Origin of the sequence: Nostoc sp. GT001, from assembly GCF_030382115.1 — a bacterium.
Taxonomy (GTDB): Bacteria; Cyanobacteriota; Cyanobacteriia; order Cyanobacteriales; family Nostocaceae; genus Nostoc.
This window is the reverse complement of record NZ_JAUDRJ010000003.1, coordinates 44,372-68,350: the sequence shown is the minus strand read 5'-3', so window position 1 is coordinate 68,350 and position 23,979 is coordinate 44,372. Positions and strand designations below refer to the sequence as shown.

The window sequence follows — 23,979 nt, the reverse complement described above, 5'->3', positions numbered from 1 at the left end:
TTTCAAATCTACTGAACCTTGGTAAAGAAGATTTGAAAATGTACCTCAGTTGGTGAGTAAACGCTATATTTACGTCTATTTGGAATATTAAGTTGATTCCTGAAAAGCCTGGGCTATAGCATTGTGGGCTGGTTTAGATTGCAGATTCTCATCGAAGGGAAGCGGACGCAGAAATTTCCAGAGACTTGGATTGTTTCTAAAGGTTTTTCTTGGCATCCACTGGGGATGACGTATCCAGGTATGACGATCGGTAAGCCCCCATGTAATGACAGTATCGACTTTAGCCGCAAAGCACAGATCAAGATATCGCTTGTAACTGTCGGCTACCATCTGGTCTAGCTTTTTAATACTATCGGGCAATGGCGTATCAATAATAATATCTAATTCTGTGATTATTGGTTTAACTTCAAGATCGTTAAGCCGTTTTAAGACGGAATTAAATCCTTTCTCGTCAAAACCATAGGCAGTAGAAAACCATAGATGCGATTGGATACCTGCCCCGTCAATTTTAACGCCACTATTCTTCAGATATTCGACCATTTTTAAGAAACGGTCTGATTTCCATGTGGTGCCTTCGATGCCAAAATCGTTTAGGTAAAATTTCTTGCTGCTATCAACTGAAGCGGCAATTAAAAACAAATCTCGAATTAATTCTGGTTTTACCCCTTTACGCAAACCGGTTGTTGCGTTGTCAGTTTCATTTTCATTATCAACGATAATTTCATTGGCAATATCCCAAGACTTTAAAACGGGACTATTGCGATAATGCCCCATAACTCCTTTAACATGGCGTTCGATCATCTTAAGTGTAGGGGGGTATGTTGCCCAGTCCGGTCTTCCCATGTGCCAGAAAAGGGTATGCCCGTGCAAGTCTATATTATGCTTTTGGCAGAAATTGGCGATCGCATCTGCTGATTCAAAGGTAAATTGTCCTGGCTGTGGTTCAGTGGCGTCCCATTTTAATTCACCATTCGGTGTCACAATCGAACATTCACGAGCAATCAGGCTAGCGTAATCCTTCTCTTTTAGCAAAATATCACTAGCAATTGCTGCGCCATAACGCTTTCCTTTGGCGGCAGCTAATTGCCGAAGAGAAGAATTGTTAGTTGTATAATTTGCTGCAATAGAAGCCGTACTATGGTTTTCTTTTTGCTTATCTTTTTGTAAAAACCCCATAGTCAATAAGGCAGAAAGGGTAGTATATCCTGCTCTTGTTAAAAATTTTCTCCGATAAGGCATAAATTACACTTAAGAAAAAACACATTAATTATTATTTTACCGTATAAAAAATACTGGTTATTATTTTACAGTTATTGTCCTATAATATACGGTGTTTTTCCCAAAAAGAATCATAGGTTTATACTAAGTAGCAAACATAAAAATTTATAAGTATTACATCTAGCGCAAAATTGGATTAAACTATAACGGATGTTCGATTTAAATTCATCAACTACGTTTTTACATCTCAGTAATAAAGATGCTAAAATTATATATAACAATCGTTCGATATAAATAACTTAAGTCATGCCAAAGATTGTTGACCATGAGCAATACCGTAAAGAACTGCTCGACAAGTGCTTTGATTTATTTGCCCAAAAAGGCTATGGTTCCATCACTATGCGCCAAATTGCTGAGGGATTAGGGGTTTCTACTGGTACGTTGTACCACTATTTTCCTAGCAAGCAAGCTCTATTTGAGCAATTAGCCCAGGAGATTTGTGAGCAAGACTTAAGTACAGCATTAGCTGAATTACAAGGAGCGCAAACGCTACAAGAATCAATGGAAGCACTAGGAAGATATCTAGTGAAAAATGAAGATTACTTCATTAAATGGACTTACATTTGGATAGATTTTTGCCAACACAAAGACTCTAAAGAAATGTTAAAAAATAGTATTTTTAAGCGGAATAATCAGCGTTACCAGGAGGCGATTTGCGATTTATTTGGGATTCAAGATTCGGTATTGGCTTCCTTTGTTTTGAGCTTTGTAGATGGTTTAATTCTGGAGAAGTTATGGGGTAATGAAACAATTGATTTTATTGAACAATGTGCATTGTTAGGCAAAATGCTGACAGCATATTTACCGCAACATACAGCCAGAATGTAAATTGAAACGGAGACTGTATAACGTTTTTAGAGTTAGGGTATATATTTCATGCTTGTTGTAACCTGCTATATGTATAATAAATTAGCCTGGATTATTTTTGAAAAAGCTAACTTATTTAATATAGATAAAATAAATTTTTAGGAGAGTAAAATACATGGTTCAAAAGCTGTCAGAAAAAACTTCTAAAAAAGGGTTAATTACATTAGTAATTGCAGCTACTGCTATTACAGGTGGAATTGTTGTTTATGGAATTTCTCAGTTTGGATTAGTTGGTCAAGCTAAGAAATCTGAGCCAGTTGAAACCACACCCAACATTCAAAAAGTAGCTGCATTAGGACGGCTAGAACCGGAAGCAGAGGTAATTAGCTTGTTTGCGCCCTTAGCATTGGATGGCGATCGCATTGCCAAAATTCTAGTCAAAGAAGGCGATCGTGTTAAAGCCGGACAGGTGGTAGCAATTTTAGACGCCCGCGATCGCTTGCAAACTGCTGTACTACAAGCCCAACAACAAGTCAGAGTTGCTCAAGCTAAACTCGCTCAAGTGCAAGCAGGAGCAAAAGCAGGAGAAATTCAGGCCCAGCAGGCAAGCGTTGAACGTCTCCAGGCCCAATCTCAAGGAGACAAAACAGCGCAACAGGAAGCCATATTCCGCATAGAGGCACAGTGGGAAGGCGACAGAATAGCGCAAGAGGCAACCATTAAGAAGCTAGAGGCAGAACTCAAAAATGCCGAAGCCGAATATCAACGTTATCAGCAGCTCTATTCTCAAGGCGCAGTTTCTAATTCTTTGTACGATAGCAAAGGTTTGACTGTAGAAACTGCCAAACAGCAAGTAGACGAAGCCAAAGCAGTTCTCAACCGGATTAACACCACTGCTAGCAAACAACTTGCCGAAGCCAAAGCAGCACTCGCTCGCACTAACGCCACTGGTAGCAAGCAAGTCAGTGAAGCCAAAGCTACGCTGACCAGTATTGCAGAAGTCCGACCTGTAGATGTCGCCGCAGCCAAGACAGAAGTTGAAAATGCGATCGCCACACTCAAACATGCCCAAACCGAGTTGGCGGCTGCTTACATCAAAGCACCGATGGCGGGACAAATCATCAAAATTCATACGCGAGTCGGAGAAAAAATTAGTGATTCTGGCATTGCAGACTTAGCGCAAACAAACCAGATGATGGCAGTAGCAGAAGTTTATCAAACCGACATCGGTAAAGTGAAACTAGGACAACAGGCAGTAATTAGCAGTCAGGCATTTATCGGTGAACTGCGAGGAACCGTTGCCCAAATTGGTTTGCAGGTGAATAGACAAAACGTTTTCAGCAACCAGCCAGGGGAGAACCTCGATAGCCGAGTAGTTGAGGTAAAAATTCGCCTTAATCCTGAAGACAGCAAACGAGTTGCAGGTTTCACTAACTTACAGATACAGACAGCGATTGAAATATAGAGTTGTTGTCTTGTGTATTCCAGCATCTTTATCAAGTGAATTTAATCATGGTTAAAGTCATATATCTTCTGCTTTGTATACTTGGCTTTGTTCTACCTTACTCCCAGTTTGTTCCATTCATCTTAGAGCATGGTCTTGATATAAAGCTGTTTTTTGAACAACTCTTTGCCAACAAAATTTCTGGTTTTTTTGGCATGGATCTTATTGTTTCATCCCTAGTTTTGTGGACATTCATATTTTGGGAAGGAACACGTCTGAAAATGCAAAATCTCTGGGTTTACGTTGTCTGCAATCTTTTAGTTGGTGTTTCTTTAGGTCTTCCCTTATTTCTTTTCATGCGAGAGCGCCAGCTTGAACAGCAAGCTGAAACACTGGGTTATTAAAGGGTTTTTTAAATATGTTTTCTAAACTATTTCGCAAAACACCGCTAGCATGGCGGCAGTTAATGAAAGAAAAAACCCGTCTGGCTGTTGCAGTCGCAGGTATTACCTTTGCGGATATGCTGATGTTTATCCAGTTGGGATTTGAAAGTGCACTTTTTGATGCTGCTGTGAAACCTCATCGCAATTTACAGGCAGATTTGGTTTTAATTAGTCCCCAATTTCAAACTTTGTTTTCTGTAAAAAACTTTTCTAGAGAGCGACTTTATCAAACATTAGCTTATGAAGGTGTTCAGTCAGTTAATTCTGTCTACATCAGTACCGGACAGTGGCGAAATCCTGAAACACGTCTTGAACGCGCCATTTTAGTTTGGGGTGTCGATCCGGCACAATCACCATTCAAATCGTCCGAAATTAAGCAAAATCAAGATCACCTTAAACAGTTGTATCAAGTTATATTTGACCAGGCAGGTCGTCCAGAATACGGGGCAGTTGGCGATATCTTTAAGAAAACAGGCAAATTTGACACGGAACTGAATAGTAAAGCCGTCTTTGTTAAGGGCTTGTTTACTGATGGTGCTTCCTTTGCTGCCGATGGGAATGTGATCACCAGTGACTCTACTTTTCTCCAGCTATTCCCAGAACGTAAACCCGATCGCATCGAAGTTGGATTGATTACGCTTAAATCTGATGCCGATACAGAAAAAGTGCGATCGCAACTTGTCAATGGACTACCTAAAGATGTCAGAGTCCTCACTCCAGAAGAGTTTGCCAAAGTCGAGAGAACTTACTGGGAAGCCGGTACTGGCATTGGTTTTATCTTCGGTTTAGGTACAGGAGTTGGGTTTATTGTTGGCATCGTGATTGTCTACCAAATCCTTTACTCGGATGTTTCTGACCACTTGCCAGAATATGCCACCCTCAAAGCAATGGGATACACCGATAACTATCTTTTAGGAGTTCTAATTCAAGAAGCATTGTTATTGGCTATCTTAGGTTTTCTGCCTGGATTCTTCCTTTCTTTTGGGTTGTATCAAGTTACCTACGCTGCGACGATGCTTCCTATTTTTATGAAAATAGAACGGGCGATCCAGGTTTGGATTTTAACCGTGATTATGTGTAGTGTTTCTGGGGCGATCGCAATGCGGAAGTTACGATCTGCTGATCCTGCCGATGTTTTTTAGATGCGATGAATCGTGTCTCTACAAGAATTATTTCTCTATACCCAATACTTTATAAAATCATAATGTTGCAAAAATCTTTACCAGAAAATTCCAACTCAACACTTTCTGTTTTAGAATCTGTAATTTCTATTAGTAACCTCAACCACTACTTTGGTGAAGGTGCGCTTCTAAAACAAGTCTTATTTGATATTAATTTGGAGATTAAGGCTGGGGAAATCGTTATTATGACTGGCCCCTCTGGATCGGGGAAAACCACCTTGTTAACCTTAATGGGTGGATTGCGTTCTGCTCAAGAAGGTAGTCTCAAAATTTTAGGAGAGGAAATTCGTGGCGCTAAAAAGCTGCAATTAACTAAACTTCGCCGCCAAATTGGCTATATTTTCCAGGCTCATAACTTGATGACTTTTTTAACAGCAAGAGAAAATGTGCGGATGTCCTTAGAGTTGCATGACGATTTTCTGAATCAGGATATTGATGCCAAAGCGATCGCTATTTTGGAAACTGTCGGTTTAGGAGATCGTATAGATTATTACCCAGAGAAACTATCTGGAGGGCAAAAGCAACGGGTTGCGATCGCTCGTGCTTTAGTTAGTCATCCTAAGATTGTTTTAGCAGATGAACCCACTGCTGCACTCGACAAAAAATCTGGGCGTGATGTCGTAGAAATAATGCAGAAGCTAGCTAAAGAACAAGGATGTACGATTTTGCTAGTTACCCACGATAACCGCATCCTTGATATTGCCGATCGCATCATTTATATGGAAGATGGTCAGTTGAAGACAGATGGTGTAGATTCTATCACAACAAGCAAGTAATACTAATTTGTAATTTGCAAAAATCTATGAATAAAGAATTGCCTCAATTCATTAACCATATTGTTTCAAGTTTGCGGTCAATTGAGGGAATTACAGCCGTCTCATTAGGTGGTTCACGGGCACGGGGCTACCATACCCTAAAGTCAGATGTGGATTTGGGAATATATTATAATCCAGAAAATCCGCCCGATTTAATTGCTCTAAATCGCCTTGCTTGTGAGCTTGATGATGACCATCGTGTAAATTTGATTACTGCGATCGGGGAATGGGGAAAGTGGATTAATGGTGGTGGTTGGCTAAAGGTTCAAGGTGTAGGTGTAGATTTTCTCTATCGCGATTTGGTGAAGGTAAATCGTGTGATTGATGATTGCCATAACGGACGCATTACTATTGATTATCAACCAGGACATCCTCATGGTTTTGTATCTTCGATTTATATGGGAGAAATTGCTTTTTGTCACGCACTTTATGACCCTAATGGTGTTTTAGAAGCTTTGAAGCTCAAAACAAAACCGTATCCAGTTGGGCTGAAACAGGCAACTATTGATACTTTCGCCTGGGAAATAAGTTTCTCGCTGTTGGTCGCAAAAAAGGCGATTGCACGCAATGATGTTGTTTACGCAGCAGGTTGTTGTTTCCGCAGTGTCGCGTGTATGAATCAAGTTTTATTCGCGCTCAATGAAGATTACCTGTTGAATGAAAAAGGGGCACTCGCACTTGCTAATAGGTTTGCTATTTGCCCGCAGGACTATCAACAACGGGTTGAGCGAGCGTTTGCACTTTTAGCTGCCGATGCAAAATCAATAACTGAGGCGATCGCGATTATTGAGGCGATTGAGGATGATTTGAGTCAATGGTATGGAAATCGGCGATTAACAATGTAATATTCCCGTCCCTGTACCCCACAAAAAAGAATATATTATCTAAAAGTCTTTTAAAACAAAGACTTTGGTCATTGAGTACATTATTAATACATATTAATAGATGCAGTATTGCGGATGAGATATTAATAGATGCAGTATTGATTGAAAGTTAATTTAAGAGCCTAAAAGTATCAACATATCCTTTAAACACGGAGTAAATCCTACCGTGAAATTTTTAATGCAGATAATATACTTACTTTCCAGTACTGGCTATTTCTGATTCTTATATCCACATGTTCTGATAATGCAGCTTAGAGGCGGGGACAAAAATCATATTATGAACAAAACCTTTGCAACCATCGACGGGAATGAGGCTGTTGCCCGTGTTGCTTACAAATTAAATGAAGTGATTGCCATTTATCCCATCACCCCCTCTTCAGCAATGGGTGAATGGGCTGATGCTTGGTCAGCAGAAGGTCGTCCTAACCTCTGGGGTACTATTCCCAGCGTCGTGCAGATGCAGAGCGAAGGGGGAGCGGCTGGTGCTGTACATGGAGCATTGCAAACAGGTTCCTTGAGTACCACCTTCACGGCATCTCAGGGATTATTGTTGATGATACCCAACTTCTACAAAATTGCTGGTGAGTTGACTAGCGCTGTGGTTCACGTTGCCGCCCGTTCTTTGGCTACTCATGCGTTATCAATTTTTGGTGATCATAGCGATGTGATGGCAGCTCGTGCAACTGGTTTTGCCCTGCTGTGTTCCGCTTCCGTGCAGGAAAGTCAAGATTTTGCTCTCATTGCTCATGCTGCTACTTTAGAGACGCGAGTCTCGTTTATGCATTTCTTTGATGGCTTCCGCACATCACATGAAGTGCAGAAAGTCAAATTGCTGTCAGATGATGATTTGCGATCGCTAATCCACGATAACTTAATACTCGCCCACCGCAGCCGTGCCCTCACCCCAGATCGTCCAGTATTGCGCGGGACTGCCCAAAACCCCGATGTTTACTTCCAAGGGCGTGAAGGCGCTAACCCTTACTACAACGCTTGTCCAGAAATTGTCCAGCGCATCATGAATGAATTTGGAGAACGCACGGGAAGGGATTATAAAATCTATGAATATTACGGTGCTAAGGATGCCGATCGCGTTATTGTTCTGATGGGTTCAGGCTGTGAAACCGTCCATGAAACAGTAGATTACCTTAACGCCCGTGGTGAAAAACTTGGTGTAGTCAAAGTGCGACTTTACCGCCCCTTTGATGTCCAAAAGTTTGTTGCAGTATTACCAACTAGTGTAAAAGCGATCGCAGTTCTCGACCGCACCAAAGAAGCTGGTAGCGCTGGTGAGCCTTTGTATTTGGATGTTGTGGCTGCTATCCATGAAGCGTGGGGAGATAAGAGGGCAGGCGGAGAAAATACTTTCTCATACCCTAAAATTATTGGTGGTCGTTATGGTCTTTCTTCTAAAGAATTTACCCCGGCGATGGTGAAGGGCATCTTTGATAATCTCGCGCAAAGCCAGCCGAAGAAGCATTTTACTATCGGGATTAATGACGACGTTACTTATACTTCTCTCAGCTTTGACCTTAATTTCTCTACAGAATCGGATAATGTTGTCAGGGCAATGTTCTATGGGTTGGGTGCTGATGGCACTGTTGGCGCTAACAAAAACTCCATCAAGATCATTGGTGAAGAAACCGACAATTACGCCCAAGGCTACTTTGTCTTTGACTCCAAAAAATCTGGCTCAATAACCGTTTCTCACCTCCGCTTCGGTAAAAAGCCAATTCGCTCTACCTATTTAATTGACCAAGCCAACTTTATTGGTTGTCATCACTGGGGATTTCTGGAACGCATAGATATTTTAAAGGCTGCGATTCCTGGAGCGACTTTGCTGCTTAACAGTCCATACAATGCAGATACCGTCTGGGAACATCTGCCGTTGAAGGTGCAGCAGCAAATTATCGACAAGCATTTGAAGTTATATGTGATAAATGCTAGTCAGGTTGCCCGTGAAAGTGGCATGGGTGGCAGAATTAACACCATTATGCAAGTATGCTTCTTTGCCTTAGCGGGTGTCTTGCCGCAAGAAGAAGCGATCGCTAAAATCAAACAAGCGATTGAAAAAACCTACGGTAAAAAAGGTGCAGAAGTTGTCCGCATGAACTTGCAAGCTGTAGACAACACCTTAGACAACTTGCATAAAGTAGATGTACCACAGACAATCAATAATCTAAAATCTAAAATCGTTCGACTGAGCGAAGCCGAAGTCCAAAATCCAAAATTGCTGGACTCCGCTCCCGAATTTGTGCGAGAAGTTCTGGGCAAAATCATGGTGTGGGAAGGTGATGACTTACCTGTTAGCAGACTACCAGTTGATGGCACCTTTCCCGTAGGTACTGCTAAGTGGGAAAAACGTAACGTTGCTGAAGAGATACCTGTGTGGGAACCGGATGTATGCATACAATGCGGTAAGTGCGTCATGGTTTGTCCCCACAGTGCCATCCGTGCTAAGGCTTATCAAGCCGATGAGTTAGTTAATGCACCACCAACTTTCAAGTCAACTGGTGCAAAAGATAAAGACTTTGCCAATCAAAAATTTACCATTCAAGTTGCCCCAGAAGATTGCACGGGATGCACTATTTGTGTAAACATTTGCCCTGCTAAAAATAAATCTGAGCCATCACTGAAAGCAATTAATATGGCACAGCAGTTGCCTTTACAAAAGCAAGAACGGAAAAACTGGAATTTCTTTTTGAGTTTACCTAATCCTGACAGGCGATCGCTAAAATTAAATCAGATTCGCCAACAACAACTGCAAGAACCTTTGTTTGAATTCTCCGGTGCTTGTGCAGGTTGTGGTGAAACACCTTATCTAAAATTATTAACACAATTGTTTGGCGATCGCGCCGTCATTGCCAATGCAACAGGTTGCTCCTCAATTTATGGTGGAAACCTCCCCACAACACCTTGGACAACCAACGCCGAAGGACGCGGCCCCGCGTGGTCTAATAATCTATTTGAAGATAATGCCGAATTTGGTTTTGGCTTCCGCCTTTCCCTCGACAAACAAGCTGAGTTTGCGGCGGAATTGTTGCAACGATTGGGAAGTGAAATCGATGAAAACCTTGCCCAGTCAATCCTGAAAGCTGAACAAAAATCTGAGGCTGACATTTGGGAACAGCGCGAAAGGATAGCACTGTTGCAGCAGAGGTTAGATGAAATTGTAACTCTCGACCCCAGTCTCAAATCTCAAATCCAAAATCTCAAATCTCTCGCTAATTACTTGGTGAGAAAAAGCGTCTGGATTGTTGGCGGTGACGGTTGGGCTTATGATATCGATTTTGGCGGCATCGATCATGTAATTGCTAGTGGTCGGAATGTCAACATCTTGGTAATGGATACAGAAGTGTATTCTAATACAGGCGGTCAATCTTCCAAAGCTACACCACGAGCCGCAGTTGCAAAATATGCTGCTAGTGGTAAGCCAGCACCGAAGAAAGACTTAGGGATGATTGCCATGACCTACGGAAATGTCTACGTAGCGAGTGTAGCCCTTGGCGCTAGAGATGAACATACTCTCAAAGCATTTTTAGAAGCAGAGGCTTATGATGGCCCATCAGTGATTATTGCTTACAGCCATTGCATCGCCCACGGCATAAACATGACTACCGGGATGAATCATCAGAAAACTCTGGTAGAATCAGGTCGTTGGTTACTGTATCGGCATAATCCAGAGTTGCTTAACCAGGGTAAAAATCCATTGCAATTGGATATGCGATCGCCTACGCAATCTGTAGAACATTCGATGTATCAAGAAAATCGCTTCAAGATGCTCACCAAGAGTAAACCCGACGTTGCCAAGCACTTGTTAGAACAAGCCCAAGCTGAAGTAGATGCACGTTGGCAGATGTACCAATTTCTGGCAAAACGCGATATTCTCTGAATATTAACCCTAATTTTAGTTATAAAAATTGCGACTTAACTAACTCATATCATGTCCGCTTGATTGCTTATTAAACCCGAAGAACCCCACCCCGCCAAAGCTGTGCTTTGTCTCCCCTCCCCGCAGGCGAGGAGGGTGTTGGGGGTGGGGTTATTTTATTATGGGTAATTTGGCGGACATGATATCAAGTCGCAATTTTCATTATAAAAACCCATTTTTTTTGTTACAAACATTAGAATTTTCGTTATAAAAAACCATTTTGGTTACTAAATTCATTATTTTCGTGACAAACATCAGAGTTTTCGTTACAAAAGCACCATTTTAGCTACTCAAATCGTTATTTTCGTTACTAACGCTATGGTTTAAGGTGTGTTGAACCCAAACTTTAGTCAACAAACTAGCAAGGCACAAGTATAGCCAGATAATTATGACCGTTTGTGGGTTAGTCAGGCTACGGCTTAATTGTTTACTTTTACTAGATATTAATATTTAAATATTTTGGTAAATAATAAAATTTATTTTACCAATATTTTTGCCTCTAAACTGATAATTTGACCGTAGTTTATGCTCAAACTCCTATTCTTTCGTATACCTAATCCAGCGTAGGCGCAGCCCGCCGCAGGCATCGCACATTCCCTTATAATCCCTGAAATTCCTTTACCGTATACATTTACCATTTTCGGATAAGTCTCTTGTAATCTTGTAATTCGTGATTAAATTTTATAATTACGAATTAGAATTACGAATTACAAATTATTCAATTACTGCGATCGGTGGGATGTGGCAGCAGAGAGGCATCAAAGAGGGTAAGCGGGGAAATATTAATAGATAGCTCAATTTTAGAAGAGAGCAGGTGCGATCGCAAAGTTTGATAATTTCGAGTCCTTTGTGCCATACTCCTTTACGCTCCCAGCGTCGGAAATATGAATATATCGTTTGCCATGCAGGTAAATCGTGAGGCATCATTCGCCACGAGCAACCTGCACGCAATATGTAAAAGATTGCATTTACTACCTCCCGCATATCTACTTCACGCTTTTTTCCACGATGAAGGCTGACGTTCTGCTGGAATCATTGATTTTATCAAATCCCATTCGACATCAGAAACGTCTGTAGGATAAGCTTTTCGAGCCATTTTACCCCATTCAAATACTATGACTGTCTCTTTTAAAATACCTGTCCTGGGGGAATTACTATGGTGCTCTTTATTTTTTATTTATAAACACGCCCTTAGACTAAAATGTGAAGTATTTTTTGATACCTTTAGATAGAGAATGGGTGTAAAGCGGGTGTAAACAAGCTAAGAAGCTGGATATTTACTAAGTAGTTGAAATCTTGTTAGCCTTTATGCTTAAAATTGCACAAGAGGTTTATTTAGCATCTACTCACAGCTAAAGTTGACCCTTTGCAGGACTATCCCAAGCAATGCTGACTGAAATTTTACCTTTCCGTTTTGAGTTAGACACGATCGCGATCGCCGGAGCGAGTTTGTGGTCATTAGCCCTATATCTAGGTTTTTCCAGAGTCAATGAATGGGTAATCGAGCAACTCAATCGCTGGTTTAACTTTGCCGAGCGATCGCTCTACACCAGCCAGACAGAGTTTGAAAAGACTCGTAAAGCCAGAGAATCCCAAAATGCTTTCTACGCCTCACTATTTAGCATTGTGCCTTTTTTGGTAGTCGGCGCTTTATGTAACTGGGGTCTGGAAATTAGTTTAGGTGAGAGTTGGGGAATTAGTACAGGTATATTAGCCTGTATGGGTGCTGGCATTTTTGAACTTGGGCGCAGGGATGGAGAATCTTCAGATTAAGCCAGAGTGAAAAATGAGGGAGATGTTGCTTCCATTACTCCCTCATCTCTCGCGACTTCCCAATTTCCTCAGCAACAATCTGTGCTATTTTCTGGGCTGCACCGCTTTCGCCGCGAGTATTACGGAGTTTAGCGCGCATATCATCCAATTTTTCTGGATTCGCCAAAAAGTCTAAAACCATTTCCCCAACTTCTTGCGATTTAAGTTTACCCATAAGTTCTGGGACTATCTCTTCCTGTGCCCAGATATTTGGCCATGCTAATAAACCTTTGCGTCTCACAAATCTCAGAAATGACCAATTAATCACCTTAGCGCATAGCGTACCGACGACTGGCAGATTTGCTAGCAATCCGGGTAAACCGTCCCAAGAACGCATGGCATCAAGTTGCTGGGTTGGTAGTAAAACAATCATTGGCACTCCTAAAGCACCAAGTTCGGCAGTGTTTGCCCCCACCGTAGTTAAGCAGATGCAGCACTGGGATAATAAGTGATATGCAGGGTTTTCTTGCCACAGTTCCACAGTTAAGCCCGTTGCAGTTTTGAGCAATGCCTTGCCTTTAGCATCCTCTGGGATAATTAAGGAAGCACCACCAAAGCTAAAACTTTCAGCAATAGAGTTCTTTTGGGGATCGGCAAAACTAGCTAAAGTTTGTAAATCCAAAGTTGGGGCTACAGGAATTACAAATCTGGTTTGCGGTCTTTTTGTACGAACGTATTCGGCAATAGCTAAACATAATGGTACTCCTTGGGCTAATTTTGCTGCTTTTGAACCAGGGAGTAAACCAATCAATTCAGTTTTTGATGGAGTAATAGGCAAAGGAGAATTTGAATCTAGGCTTTCCTCTGCTGCTTCTAGCATCAAATCACCGACAACAGTGAATTTGTGAGCATATTTCTGGGGAACACGGGCTGCAACTTCGGGTTTCATGATTCCAAAGCGATCTATCCAGTTATGCCATCTAGCTTCCCATTCGGCGTAAACAACAGTGCGATATCCCAGCTTTTTGCCGATGATTACGGGGAAAATTTGATCGCCGCCCAGAAAAACGACTACACCGCGACTTCTCCAATCCCAATTTTCAAATGTTTTGCCCCAAAGCAAAAATTGCCAAAAATGTTCTGCTCCCTGAACTCTATCTACTTCTGGGAAAGAAAGAGCGATCGCAGCTTCTTTACCACTAGCATTTGAGCAAGGCGACAATACCACAGAAATCCTCGCTAAAGAACGGTCATCCCCTAGTTCTTGCCGCAACGCCTTTACTACTGGACGCACCCAGGTTGCTACTTCACCTGGGCCATTTGAAAGGATCAGAATATCTATTTGAGTCATTAGTCAAAAGGCAAATATTACCTAATTCGTTCTTATACTTAGGTATATACTGTAGCTTGTTAATGAGATTGATAACCTCTTTCACATTAATTTTGTATAGAGTTGGCAATTATTTAATCGCTACCACTATCACCTAGAATGCGACTACTAGCATTCAGCTATATTTATTTGATATTGCCAAATAATCCATAATTTTTTAATTTTAAATGCCTGTTTAACTAGATAAAATTTTACCATTTTATGAAACTTAAATGTCAGTAATATTATTTAATTTCTCAAGAAAAATATAGCGATAAATTTTATTATTATAAAATGTATTTTTTGAACTTACCTGATGATAAGCCTATACATACTTCACAATACAGGTCTTTAGAGGATGGTTAGCAAAGTTTAGGGTATTGACAATCGCAGCTATGAACAATCATAGCTGCGATTATTAATAATTTTTTGGGCAATCTAAATATAGCCCTTTTTTTTGCTTACCAAACCCATTGTTTAGAGGGTGAACCCTGTGATAAAAAACAACTCCAGCCCATCTGACACCAAAATGTATTCCTCGCGGAATTTGTTGATTCGATTTATTCTTGGCGGTACTACTCTTATTGTGAGTATTTCTGCTTATTTTAGCTATCAGGCTGCTCGGAAAATAACGCTAGAAGACTTGAGAGTAAAGGCTTTCTTAGAGGTACAGAGAGGGGTTGATGAAATTGAGGAGTGGTTACATGTTCGTAAAGTAGAGGTGCAAACCCTTGCTCATACCTCAACTGTACGCTCCTTAGACTGGTCTGTGGCAGAACCCTATTTAAAGTCAGAAGTTGAGCGGATCGATGAATTTTTCTTTTTCCAAATAGTTACCCCAGATGGTTCATTTTCTAATACTAAGGTTGGTCGAGCAAATAAGAATATTAAGGATCGAGACTACTTTCAAAAAGCACTAGCCGGAAAAAGCAATATTTCTGATCCCTTTATCAGCCGTTCTACAGGCATTCCATTAATTGCGATCGCCACCCCAATCTGGTCAAATTTTCCTACCAGTCGTTCACCGATTGGCGTCTTCCAAGGCAATGTTAAGGTCGATCATATTGCTGAGGTGGTCAACTCGTTGCACTACGGCAATAACAGCTATGCGTTCGCCCTCAATTCTCAAGGAGAAGCGATCGTCCATCCCAACTCAATGTTAATGTCAACGTTAGAAAAACCTGCACCTAGCCTGCTGAAAATTCCAGATCGCAATTTAAATGCGATCGCGCAGCAGATGGTAAAAAAACAACAGGGAATTCAGTTGATGGAAATTGACGGCACTAAAAAGTATGTTGCTTATGTGCCGTTACAAGAAGCTAATTGGTCTGTAGCTTTGGTAATTCCGCGCCAAAACATTGAATCTCGGCTACAATTCCTCGATCTGATAGCCCTAATTGTGGGTGGATTAACAGTGACGATGATTGCTGTCTTGTGGCAGGTGCAAGCGTTTGAACAAGCTCAACTGAAAAAATCTAAAGTAGCGGCTGATACCGCAAACCGTGCTAAGAGCGAATTTTTAGCCAACATGAGCCATGAACTGCGAACACCCTTGAATGGTATTTTGGGTTGTGCTCAAATTTTGCTGCGTTCTAAAGGTTTGCCGGAGCCAGAGCAATATCATGTAAACATTATTGAACAGTGTGGCTCTCATCTGCTGACTTTAATTAATGACATTTTGGATCTTTCCAAAATTGAAGCGCGAAAACTAGAACTGCATCCTCAAGATGTTCATTTTCCCTCTTTTTTACAGGGTATTGTAGAAATTTGTCAGATTCGGGCAGAACAAAAAGGCATTTTGTTTGTCTATGAACCCGCAAGCAACTTACCCACAGCGGTTCATGTCGATGTCAAAAGGTTACGTCAGGTTCTCTTGAATCTGCTGGGAAATGCCATTAAATTTACCGATGAGGGTAAGGTTAGCTTCAAGGTTGAGGTAATCGAGCGACTTCCTGCTGATGGACAGACAGAGAAATATTGCATTCACTTTAGTGTAAAAGACACAGGAATTGGCATAACTCCAACCCAATTAGACAACATTTTTTTGCCATTTGAACAAGTAGGTGAGAAAAAGCATCAGATAGAAGGGACAGGGCTGGGTTTAGCTATTACTCGGCAGTTAGTGCAGATGATGGGTAGCGAGATCCAGGTTAAAAGTGAGATCGGTCAGGGTAGTACTTTCTGGTTTGAAATTGCGATCGCCCAAGCCAGCGAATGGGTACAGTCTGCGATGACTGCATCCAAGGGACAAATCATTGGCTTTGAAGGTAGTCCCCGCACTATCCTGATGGTGGACGATCGCTGGGAGAATCGCACAGTAATTACAAACTTATTGCAACCATTGGGTTTCAAAGTGGTTGAAGCCATCAATGGTAAAGATGGTTTAGAAAAAGCGATCGCTCTGAAACCAGACCTGGTGATTACAGATTTGCTGATGCCAGAAATGGATGGGTTTGAATTGATTAAACACCTGCGTCATACCCCAAAGATCCAAGATGTCAAGATTATCGTCTCTTCTGCTAGTGTCTTTGAAGCCGACCAACATCGCAGTCTGCAAGCAGGAGGTGACACCTTTTTGAGTAAACCCATACAGGCAGATGAATTACTACATCAATTAGAGTGTCACTTAAATTTGGTATGGATTTACCAGCAGTATCAATCTGAAGAACAAAAAATCAACTCTTCCACTACAACACTTGATAGCTCATCAGATAAATTGACTCCACCTTCCCTTGATGTATTGCGGGAACTGATGAATTTAGCGAGTAAAGGTAACTTCAATGACATTCTCAAATGGGCAGATAAACTAGAGGAAGCAGACACAAAATTTACTCCCTTTGCTAACCAATTGCGGCAACTAGCAAGGCAGTTTGACGAAGATTTAATCCTTAATTTTTTGATCGAAAAAGAAAAGTATTAATTTTATTAAATTTATTTATGGGGATTGTAGTGAGTGAATTTTAAATTTAGAGTGTTCTACTTTAGCGTATTGCAAAAAAGTAACGTGAATCAATATAGGATAGAAACATTATGACAGCAACGATAGGCAATCAAAAAAATTTACTAAATCGCGATCCTGCTAGAGGAATTATTTTAGTCGTTGATGATAACCCTGCCAACTTACAAGTTTTATCAAGCTTTTTGGATCAGTCTAGCTTTGAAGTTTGGGCAGCTCGTAGTGGTGAAAAAGCCATTCAGAGATTAGAAAATGATAATTTACCTGATTTAATCTTGCTTGATATCATGATGCCGGGTATCGATGGGTTTGAAACTTGTAAATACCTAAAAAGTGAAAGCAATCCTCGTGTTAGGGATATTCCGATCATTTTTATGACTGCTCTCTCAGATACTGCTGACAAGGTTAAAGGATTGAGACTGGGAGCCGTAGATTATATTACTAAACCTTTTCAGTATGAAGAGGTCTTGGTGCGAGTAGAGCATCAACTTAAGCTGAGAAATTTGACGAAAACCTTGATGGACAAAAACGCCGAATTACAACAGGCGCAAACCCAACTGGTTCAAGCAGAAAAGGTAGCAACCTTGGGTCAAATGACAGCAGGAATTGCCCATGAAGTAAATAACCCTATCAATTTTATTGCTGGTAATTTGAATTTTATTGAACAATATTTTCAAGAGGTTGTTAATTTGCTTGAACTATATCAAAAATATCTACCCGATCCACCTCTTGAAATTCAAAATGCTATTAAAACAAAAGATATCAGCTATTTGTTAAATGATTTTTCCAAAGTTATTCAATCCATGCAACTGGGTACAGATCGCGTTACAGAAATTGTGTCATCATTGAACAAATTCTCTCGACACGGAGAAGCAGGAAAGAAACGTGCTAACCTGCATGAGGGGTTAGAAACTACGCTACTCATTCTTGGACATCGACTCAAAGCAAATGCTCATCGTCCGGTAATACAACTAAGTAAAGAATATGGAGAATTGCCGCTTGTTGAGTGCTATCCAGGCGAACTAAATCAAGTTTTTATGAATTTGATTAGTAATGCAATAGAGGCAATTGAAGAAATACAAAAAAATCAGCATTTTGGTGAAAATTTTAAACATATTGGTATGATTTGGATTAAAACTGAAGCAATTGGAGAGCGAGTTATTATCAGAATTGCAGACAATGGTTCAGGAATCAGCGAAGCCAACCGAACAAAGATATTCGATGCTTTCTACACTACAAAAGTCATCGGTCAAGGAACAGGGCTAGGTTTATCTATTGCTTACCAAATTGTAGTTAATAATCATCGCGGTAAGCTAAGTTGTCATTCAACACAAGGTGAGGGTACAGAGTTTGTGATTGAATTACCTATACGATAAATTAGAATCTTAAATCCTAATTGCGATCGCATTTCCCTGAACTCAATATACCGATTAAGACAATTTATGGTGGCGTCAGCAGCGGTACGGCTTGGCGATTTTTGAAATTAGAAGGGCAAACATTGAGTATTGATTTGAATGATTATACTGTTCCGCCAGTGGAAATACTTTTGGGAAGGTTGGTTTGGATGGTGTGGGAAAGTTAGATATTTTGATCTTTGTGTCTTAATGTCTGTGCTTAAAACAGGATCGCTTCAAAGAGACGAAAAGCTGTACGCTAACCATCTCAAACCTCTATTATGTAGAAATCGAATACTCTAGGGAACGTGGATTATCGATTCTTTTGGAAGCGTCTAATATTTCTAGGGCAATAATATTTCCATCTTCGTCGTAATCTAAAATTACCCCTGGCTTTTCTTCATCACTATCTTCTATGGGTACATCACTCAATATCATTCTTAATATATCTACTTCTGGGTCATAGGTAATTTTCATATTTCTCTCCAGTATTTTTCAATTTTACTAGTTTTATATACGGTGATTACAACTGCTGGGTCAATATCATCTACTAATTGGATAGCAAGTGCTGTTGTTAATGGTAATGCTCCTGGTTCTCAACCTTAATCTTTTGTATCTGGTTTTTTAAACTTAAACCACATCTATTTTGAGAACCATACTTTTAAAAGTAGTGACAGTATCTTGCTCCCTGCTGGTAGTAGCGGGCTTTTCGGACCGCACCACTATTTATTTTTAAGATGGATGAGCTTTAGTTAATAAATTATAGAAATTAGGCGATCGCATTCCGCCAAACAAAACACCAATCAGCCTTCAGTATGACTTCTTCAATCATCTTCCTAATCAAATAGCCAACCAGGTGAAATCTGGTTGGGTTATGAAATATGATGATGGATTAGAAAGGAAAAATCTGAATTCTCCTCTAGTTGCCGAAGAATTCAAATTTAGTGAGGAACTTAATCTCAGGAACTCGAGCATTCCTGAAGTCGTCGAAACTAACTCCAGTACACTGTACGAAGCCGGGTTGCCACAAATTGGCTCCATTCCAGATAGTATCGCTGAAATTGCAATTAATGAAGGTAGACCCCGTTATATCTTGTACGCCAGTAAAATCGGAACAAGTGAAATCAATATCTTCCCATACAACAAAGTCCCATTTAGCATTGCAGAAAATGGCGTTTCTCATAGTAGCACCACTGAAATCGATTTTGATAAAACAAGCTCCCAGATCAATGCCACTGAGGTCAACACCTCTGAAAAAACCTTTACGTCTGTCCTTGATGCTACCAGTAAAATCTCTCTCTCCAGCAGCGTAACGTTGCAAAAGCTCCTCAGCAGTTATACTCATCTGTATACCTCTGCATTAACCAACACATATAAAGATAAACCACTAAACCTCCTTGACCCCACTTTCAAGATCCATCAATCTGACAACCCGCTTGTGCGGGTTTTGTTTTGTAGATAGGATATTATCTTTAAATAACTATTTAGTCATTATATATGTTTCAAAAAATTTACAGATATGTGAGCTAACACTCTTATATAAAGTCAACAATTACGAAGAAATATTTCGTTTTTTATATCGATTTGTGTCATATAAGGGATAAAATGCCTACTGGGCAAGCATTTTCTGATAAAAAACAGATATTGCCTAAAAGATCACAAGTTACCTGTGGCTGATGATGCCGCTAGGAACTTCCTTCAGAGAACACGCATCAAAGGAGCCGAAGAAGCATGTTCACACACGTCAAGTCCACCATTAGACACATTGCGCCTGATAACTTACGCGGACGTAGTTTAATCAAGGTGGTCTATGTCGTGCTTGAGTCCCAGTACCAGAGCGCATTGTCGCAAGCGGTTCGCACCATTAACGCGAACAATCCCAACTTGGCGATTGAAATCAGCGGGTACTTGATTGAGGAACTCCGCGACCCAGAGAATTACGAAGAGTTCAAACGAGAAATTGAGAGTGCGAATATCTTCATCGCTTCCCTCATTTTCATCGAAGACTTAGCACAGAAAGTAGTAGCAGCAGTAGAACCGCACCGCGATCGCTTGGACGTTTCCGTTGTCTTTCCCTCTATGCCAGAGGTAATGCGCCTGAGTAAAATGGGCAGCTTTTCCTTGGCACAGTTGGGTCAGTCAAAAAGTGCGATCGCCCAATTCATGCGGAAACGCAAAGAAAAATCCGGTGCGGGATTCCAAGATGGGATGCTGAAGCTTTTGCGAACCCTGCCGCAAGTGCTGAAGTTCTTACCAATGGATAAGGCACAGGATGCCCGAAATTTCATGCTCAGTTTTCAGTATTGGCTAGGTGGTTCTCCAGAAAATCTGGAAAACTTCTTGCTGATGCTAGCTGATAAATATGTATTTAAAGGTTTAGAGAAACAAAATTTTGAACCTTCTACATACGAACAGCTAGTGGTTTATCCCGATTTAGGGATTTGGCATCCTTTGGCTCCCAGTATGTTTGAAGATGTCAGAGAATACCTGAATTGGTACACAGCTCGTAAGGATATTTCTAGTGATCTAAAAGATCCCCTAGCTCCTTGTGTCGGGTTAGTATTGCAACGCACTCACCTAGTTACAGGTGATGATGCCCATTATGTAGCAATGGTGCAGGAGTTGGAAGCACTAGGCGCACGAGTATTACCTGTGTTTGCTGGTGGTTTGGATTTCTCCAAGCCTGTGGATGCTTACTTCTACGAACCAATTACCAAAATACAGTTAGTAGATGCAGTGATATCGCTGACTGGTTTTGCTTTAGTGGGTGGCCCAGCTAGACAAGATCATCCCAAAGCAATTGAATCACTCAAACGCTTAAACCGTCCTTATATGGTGGCGTTACCCTTAGTATTCCAAACCACAGAAGAGTGGATGGATAGCGATTTAGGGTTACATCCAATTCAAGTAGCTTTGCAAATTGCAATTCCTGAATTGGATGGAGCAATTGAGCCGATTATCTTATCTGGTAGAGATGGAACTACAGGGAAAGCGATCGCACTGCGCGATCGGGTTGAAGCTGTCGCTGAACGCGCCTTAAAATGGGCAAATCTGCGTCGCAAGCCGAAACTGGAGAAAAAAGTCGCCATCACCGTTTTCAGTTTCCCGCCAGATAAAGGCAACGTCGGAACCGCCGCTTACTTGGATGTATTCGGTTCCATCTACGAGGTGATGAAAGCCCTTAAAAATAACGGCTACGACTTACCAGAATTGCCAGAATCCGCCGAAGCGTTGATGCAAGAAGTCATCCATGACGCACAGGCGCAGTACAACAGCCCAGAATTGAACGTTGCTTACAAAATGTCGGTTCCTGAATATGAGGCGCTGACCCCTTACTCTCACCGCCTAGAAGAAAACTGGGGCCCACCTCCCGGACATCTTAACAGTGACGGGCAAAACTTGCTAATTTATGGTAAGCAATTTGGTAACGTCTTCATTGGTGTGCAACCTACATTTGGTTACGAAGGCGACCCGATGCGGCTGTTATTCTCCCGTTCAGCTAGTCCTCACCACGGTTTTGCTGCTTACTACACTTACCTAGAGCAAGTTTGGAAAGCTGATGCTGTACTGCACTTTGGTACACACGGTTCCTTGGAATTCATGCCAGGTAAACAGATGGGAATGTCTGGTGATTGTTACCCAGATAACTTAATTGGTTCAATTCCCAACCTGTATTACTACGCAGCCAATAATCCGAGTGAAGCGACAATTGCCAAACGTCGGAGTTATGCTGAAACAATTTCTTACTTGACACCGCCGGCAGAAAATGCTGGGTTGTATAAAGGTTTGAAGGAACTCAGCGAATTAATTGCTTCTTACCAAACCTTAAAAGATAGTGGACGCGGTGTTTCCATTGTTAACAGCATCATGGATAAATGCCGGATCGTGAATCTGGATAAGGATATTGACCTGCCAGAAACCGATGCCAGAGATATGAGTGCTGAAGAGCGCGATAATATTGTTGGCAACGTCTACCGCAAGTTGATGGAAATCGAGTCGCGGTTATTGCCTTGTGGTTTGCACGTCATTGGAAAACCCCCAAGTGCAGAAGAAGCGATCGCAACTCTGGTAAATATTGCTAGTCTAGATCGTCAAGAAGAAGGACTTCAAGGCTTACCGGGAATTATCGCTAACAGCATTGGGCGTAACATTGACGATATTTACCAAAATAATGACAGAGGCATTTTAGAAGATGTCCAGTTATTGCAAGATATCACTTTAGCAACCCGTGCAGCAGTTACCGCCCTTGTCCAAGAGCAAATCGACGCGGAAGGACGAGTTTCTCTGGTTTCCCGGTTGAATTTCTTCAACATGGGCAAAAAGGAACCTTGGGTAGAAGCATTACATAAACTCGGCTATCCCAAAGTTGACACAGCCACACTCAAACCCTTATTTGAGTATTTGGAATTCTGCCTGCAACAAGTTTGTGCCGACAACGAACTTGGAGCATTACTCAAAGGCTTAGAAGGCGAGTACGTCTTACCTGGCCCAGGTGGTGATCCCATCCGCAATCCGGATGTATTGCCCACGGGTAAGAATATCCACGCACTCGATCCGCAATCCATCCCAACAACAGCAGCAGTTCAATCAGCCAAAATCGTTGTAGATCGGCTCTTAGCACGTAACAAAGCCGAAAACGATGGAAAATGGCCAGAAACCATTGCCTGTGTCCTTTGGGGAACCGATAACATCAAAACTTACGGTGAATCCCTAGCGCAAATTATGTGGATGGTGGGCGTGCGTCCAGTTCCCGATGCCTTGGGACGGGTGAACAAGTTGGAATTGATATCTTTAGAAGAGTTGGGACGCCCCAGAATTGATGTGGTAATCAACTGTTCTGGCGTATTCCGCGACTTGTTCATCAACCAAATGAACCTGCTAGACCAAGGGGTGAAGATGGCGGCCGAGGCGGATGAACCCTTAGAAATGAACTTTGTTCGCAAACATGCTTTGCAACAAGCCGAGGACATGGGGATTAATCTGCGTCAAGCAGCGACGCGGGTTTTCTCCAACGCTTCTGGTTCCTACTCGTCAAATATCAACTTGGCAGTAGAAAACAGCACTTGGGATAGCGAAGCCGAGTTACAGGAAATGTATCTCAACCGGAAATCCTTCTCCTTCAATTCCGATAACCCCGGAATTATGGACGAATCCCGGCAGATTTTTGAAAGCACATTGAAAACTGCTGATGCAACTTTCCAAAATTTGGATTCTTCCGAGATTAGCTTAACGGACGTTTCCCATTACTTTGATTCAGATCCCACAAAGCTAGTGGCAAGTCTGCGCGGTGATGGTAAAAAACCAGCATCTTATATTGCAGATACAACCACAGCTAACGCCCAAGTGCGGACATTATCAGAAACCGTGCGTTTGGATGCGCGTACCAAATTGTTAAATCCCAAATGGTACGAGGGGATGCTGTCTCACGGTTACGAAGGTGTGCGCGAACTCTCCAAGCGGTTGGTGAATACAACAGGTTGGAGTGCGACAGCCGACGCTGTGGATAACTGGATTTATGAGGATACAAACGAAACCTTCATCAAAGATGAAGAAATGCAGAAGCGGTTGCTGAACCTCAACCCCCATTCTTTCCGCAAGATTGTATCAACTTTGTTGGAAGTGAATGGACGCGGTTATTGGGAGACTAGCGAGGATAATTTAGATCGTCTGCGCGAGTTGTACCAAGAAGTTGAAGACCGGATTGAAGGGATAGAATAATCCCTAATCA

17 protein-coding genes and 1 pseudogene are annotated in these 23,979 nt (G+C 41.5%); 13 read left to right on the top strand and 5 right to left on the bottom strand.

Features of this window, described 5'->3' with window-relative positions; all coding sequences use genetic code 11:
* Positions 1-87: 87 nt before the first annotated feature.
* The gene (locus QUD05_RS02960; protein ID WP_289794792.1) at positions 88-1,239 is read right to left on the bottom strand and encodes an endo-1,4-beta-xylanase; all 1,152 of its coding nucleotides are present in this window, start codon (positions 1,237-1,239) and stop codon (positions 88-90) included.
* A 285-nt stretch (positions 1,240-1,524) separates the two neighbouring features.
* Between QUD05_RS02960 and QUD05_RS02955 the strand changes: the two genes are divergently transcribed.
* From QUD05_RS02955 to nifJ, 7 genes are all read left to right on the top strand, one after another.
* The gene (locus tag QUD05_RS02955) at positions 1,525-2,106 is read left to right on the top strand and encodes a TetR/AcrR family transcriptional regulator (protein ID WP_289794791.1); all 582 of its coding nucleotides are present in this window, start codon (positions 1,525-1,527) and stop codon (positions 2,104-2,106) included.
* A 154-nt stretch (positions 2,107-2,260) separates the two neighbouring features.
* On the top strand, positions 2,261-3,550 hold the full coding sequence (locus QUD05_RS02950) for an ABC exporter membrane fusion protein (protein ID WP_289794790.1): 1,290 nt from the start codon (positions 2,261-2,263) through the stop codon (positions 3,548-3,550).
* A 47-nt stretch (positions 3,551-3,597) separates the two neighbouring features.
* Positions 3,598-3,933, top strand: a complete 336-nt coding sequence (locus QUD05_RS02945; RefSeq protein ID WP_289794789.1) for a DUF2834 domain-containing protein — start codon at positions 3,598-3,600, stop codon at positions 3,931-3,933.
* A gap of 14 nt (positions 3,934-3,947) precedes the next feature.
* A complete protein-coding gene (gene devC / locus QUD05_RS02940; protein WP_289794788.1) occupies positions 3,948-5,114 on the top strand; it encodes an ABC transporter permease DevC in 1,167 nt (388 codons plus the stop codon).
* 62 nt (positions 5,115-5,176) lie between these two features.
* Positions 5,177-5,929: a DevA family ABC transporter ATP-binding protein gene (locus QUD05_RS02935; RefSeq protein ID WP_289794787.1), complete on the top strand. Its 753-nt coding sequence runs from the start codon at positions 5,177-5,179 to the stop codon at positions 5,927-5,929.
* 26 nt (positions 5,930-5,955) lie between these two features.
* The gene (locus QUD05_RS02930; protein ID WP_289794786.1) at positions 5,956-6,813 is read left to right on the top strand and encodes a nucleotidyltransferase domain-containing protein; all 858 of its coding nucleotides are present in this window, start codon (positions 5,956-5,958) and stop codon (positions 6,811-6,813) included.
* Positions 6,814-7,129: 316 nt separating this feature from the next.
* A complete protein-coding gene (gene nifJ / locus QUD05_RS02925; protein ID WP_289794785.1) occupies positions 7,130-10,741 on the top strand; it encodes a pyruvate:ferredoxin (flavodoxin) oxidoreductase in 3,612 nt (1,203 codons plus the stop codon).
* 757 nt (positions 10,742-11,498) lie between these two features.
* On the opposite strand, the gene QUD05_RS02920 is transcribed toward nifJ, so the two are convergent.
* Together QUD05_RS02920 and QUD05_RS33920 are read right to left on the bottom strand one after the other, a co-directional pair.
* On the bottom strand, positions 11,499-11,636 hold the full coding sequence (locus tag QUD05_RS02920) for a hypothetical protein (RefSeq protein WP_289794784.1): 138 nt from the start codon (positions 11,634-11,636) through the stop codon (positions 11,499-11,501).
* 50 nt (positions 11,637-11,686) lie between these two features.
* Positions 11,687-11,764: pseudogene (locus QUD05_RS33920) on the bottom strand (transposase); the annotation flags it as partial.
* A 402-nt stretch (positions 11,765-12,166) separates the two neighbouring features.
* On the opposite strand from QUD05_RS33920, the gene QUD05_RS02915 reads away from it, so the two are divergent.
* Complete coding sequence (locus QUD05_RS02915; protein ID WP_289794783.1) at positions 12,167-12,553, top strand: hypothetical protein; 387 nt, start codon at positions 12,167-12,169, stop codon at positions 12,551-12,553.
* Positions 12,554-12,587: 34 nt separating this feature from the next.
* Here the strand turns inward: QUD05_RS02915 and QUD05_RS02910 are convergent, their stop codons facing one another.
* On the bottom strand, positions 12,588-13,883 hold the full coding sequence (locus tag QUD05_RS02910; RefSeq protein WP_289794782.1) for a glycosyltransferase family protein: 1,296 nt from the start codon (positions 13,881-13,883) through the stop codon (positions 12,588-12,590).
* Between the two features lie 547 nt (positions 13,884-14,430).
* Here QUD05_RS02910 and QUD05_RS02905 point away from each other — a divergent pair.
* The 3 genes from QUD05_RS02905 to QUD05_RS02895 all read left to right on the top strand — a co-directional run bounded on the left by QUD05_RS02905 (position 14,431) and on the right by QUD05_RS02895 (position 18,439).
* Positions 14,431-16,821, top strand: coding sequence for a hybrid sensor histidine kinase/response regulator (locus tag QUD05_RS02905; protein ID WP_502911424.1), 2,391 nt, complete (start codon positions 14,431-14,433; stop codon positions 16,819-16,821).
* A 110-nt stretch (positions 16,822-16,931) separates the two neighbouring features.
* Positions 16,932-18,233 (top strand): sensor histidine kinase, encoded by a 1,302-nt coding sequence (locus tag QUD05_RS02900; RefSeq protein WP_289794780.1) that lies wholly within the window; start codon positions 16,932-16,934, stop codon positions 18,231-18,233.
* A 20-nt stretch (positions 18,234-18,253) separates the two neighbouring features.
* Complete coding sequence (locus tag QUD05_RS02895; RefSeq protein WP_289800139.1) at positions 18,254-18,439, top strand: hypothetical protein; 186 nt, start codon at positions 18,254-18,256, stop codon at positions 18,437-18,439.
* Between the two features lie 91 nt (positions 18,440-18,530).
* Here QUD05_RS02895 and QUD05_RS02890 read toward each other — a convergent pair whose 3' ends face one another.
* Entirely contained in the window at positions 18,531-18,728 is a 198-nt protein-coding gene (locus QUD05_RS02890; RefSeq protein ID WP_289794779.1) for a DUF2283 domain-containing protein, read from the bottom strand.
* A 397-nt stretch (positions 18,729-19,125) separates the two neighbouring features.
* Here QUD05_RS02890 and QUD05_RS33915 point away from each other — a divergent pair, with 397 nt between their 5' ends.
* Together QUD05_RS33915 and QUD05_RS02880 are read left to right on the top strand one after the other, a co-directional pair.
* The gene (locus QUD05_RS33915) at positions 19,126-19,713 is read left to right on the top strand and encodes a hypothetical protein (protein WP_354666110.1); all 588 of its coding nucleotides are present in this window, start codon (positions 19,126-19,128) and stop codon (positions 19,711-19,713) included.
* Positions 19,714-19,982: 269 nt separating this feature from the next.
* Positions 19,983-23,969, top strand: a complete 3,987-nt coding sequence (locus QUD05_RS02880) for a magnesium chelatase subunit H (RefSeq protein WP_289794777.1) — start codon at positions 19,983-19,985, stop codon at positions 23,967-23,969.
* The last annotated feature ends 10 nt before the right edge of the window (positions 23,970-23,979 follow it).

Excerpts from the sequence above, each read along its gene's own strand:
- QUD05_RS02945 (WP_289794789.1), top strand. The coding sequence starts at position 3,598 with ATGGTTAAAGTCATATATCTTCTGCTTTGTATACTTGGCTTTGTTCTA.
- QUD05_RS02900 (WP_289794780.1), top strand. The coding sequence starts at position 16,932 with ATGACAGCAACGATAGGCAATCAAAAAAATTTACTAAATCGCGATCCT.
- QUD05_RS02960 (WP_289794792.1), bottom strand. The coding sequence starts at position 1,239 with ATGCCTTATCGGAGAAAATTTTTAACAAGAGCAGGATATACTACCCTT.
- QUD05_RS02930 (WP_289794786.1), top strand. The coding sequence starts at position 5,956 with ATGAATAAAGAATTGCCTCAATTCATTAACCATATTGTTTCAAGTTTG.
- QUD05_RS02955 (WP_289794791.1), top strand. The coding sequence starts at position 1,525 with ATGCCAAAGATTGTTGACCATGAGCAATACCGTAAAGAACTGCTCGAC.
- QUD05_RS33915 (WP_354666110.1), top strand. The coding sequence starts at position 19,126 with ATGAAATATGATGATGGATTAGAAAGGAAAAATCTGAATTCTCCTCTA.
- QUD05_RS02905 (WP_502911424.1), top strand. The coding sequence starts at position 14,431 with ATGTATTCCTCGCGGAATTTGTTGATTCGATTTATTCTTGGCGGTACT.
- QUD05_RS02890 (WP_289794779.1), bottom strand. The coding sequence starts at position 18,728 with ATGAAAATTACCTATGACCCAGAAGTAGATATATTAAGAATGATATTG.
- QUD05_RS02950 (WP_289794790.1), top strand. The coding sequence starts at position 2,261 with ATGGTTCAAAAGCTGTCAGAAAAAACTTCTAAAAAAGGGTTAATTACA.
- nifJ (WP_289794785.1), top strand. The coding sequence starts at position 7,130 with ATGAACAAAACCTTTGCAACCATCGACGGGAATGAGGCTGTTGCCCGT.
- QUD05_RS02880 (WP_289794777.1), top strand. The coding sequence starts at position 19,983 with ATGTTCACACACGTCAAGTCCACCATTAGACACATTGCGCCTGATAAC.
- QUD05_RS02915 (WP_289794783.1), top strand. The coding sequence starts at position 12,167 with ATGCTGACTGAAATTTTACCTTTCCGTTTTGAGTTAGACACGATCGCG.
- QUD05_RS02910 (WP_289794782.1), bottom strand. The coding sequence starts at position 13,883 with ATGACTCAAATAGATATTCTGATCCTTTCAAATGGCCCAGGTGAAGTA.
- QUD05_RS02935 (WP_289794787.1), top strand. The coding sequence starts at position 5,177 with ATGTTGCAAAAATCTTTACCAGAAAATTCCAACTCAACACTTTCTGTT.
- devC (WP_289794788.1), top strand. The coding sequence starts at position 3,948 with ATGTTTTCTAAACTATTTCGCAAAACACCGCTAGCATGGCGGCAGTTA.
- QUD05_RS02920 (WP_289794784.1), bottom strand. The coding sequence starts at position 11,636 with ATGGCACAAAGGACTCGAAATTATCAAACTTTGCGATCGCACCTGCTC.